Raw genomic sequence first — 797 nt, forward strand, 5'->3', positions numbered from 1 at the left:
CCGGCCCCAACTGGGGCGCACCCCCGCCCCAACAATCCTGGAACCAACCACCCAAACCCAAACGCAACCCCTGGCCCCTCGTCGCCGCCGCCGTGGCGCTGGTGGTCGTCCTCGTCGGCGCCGCCATCGGCATCGCAATAGTCATGGGCGGCAACGATGACAACAACCCGCAGGCGCACAGCACCACGACGACGGCCCCCACCACCACGAAGACCTCGCGGTCCACCACCACCACGACCCCGGGCGGCGATCCCCAAGGCAAGCTGCTCAGTCAGCTGCCCGCCGGCTACGCCAGCGGCACCTGCACCCCGACCACCCCGAAGCCGAACAGCGTCTGGGTGAACGCGGTGGCCATGGTCGATTGCGGGCAGAACACCAACCCGGGCGGCCCGTCTCGCGCGGTGTACGGACTGTTCGCCAACGCCGATGTCCTGAAGAAGGCGTTCAACGACGACATCGCCGCCGGTCAGCTGATGAACTGCCCCGGCGGCGGACCGTCACCGGACAGCTGGCACTACGACAAGAGCCCGACCGTGACCGCCGGCATGGTCGCCTGCGCCACCTACAAGGATCACCCGAACGTGGTGTGGACCAACGACGCCAAACTGATGCTCTGTGACGTCTTCGGGGACCCCCCGACAATCGAGGACCTGCACGGATGGTGGGAGAAGTACGGCTGACCCATTGCGCGGCAACGGATACCGGCACTCGGCTACGGGCGGTATGGTCGGCGGGTCTGGGGTTGGTTTGGAGGATCTGGGATGAGTGACGGTCAGGCCTCGCGGGTGGGGTCGATG

At 67.5% G+C, this 797-nt stretch carries 1 protein-coding gene; it reads left to right on the forward strand.

The window, feature by feature from the left end:
* Positions 1–680 (forward strand): hypothetical protein (locus A5736_RS26375; protein ID WP_076246840.1); only part of this gene is annotated, 680 nt, incomplete at its 5' end.
* Positions 681–797: the final 117 nt, after the last annotated feature.

It is taken from the genome of Mycobacterium sp. SP-6446 (assembly GCF_001954045.1).
Taxonomy (GTDB): Bacteria; Actinomycetota; Actinomycetes; order Mycobacteriales; family Mycobacteriaceae; genus Mycobacterium.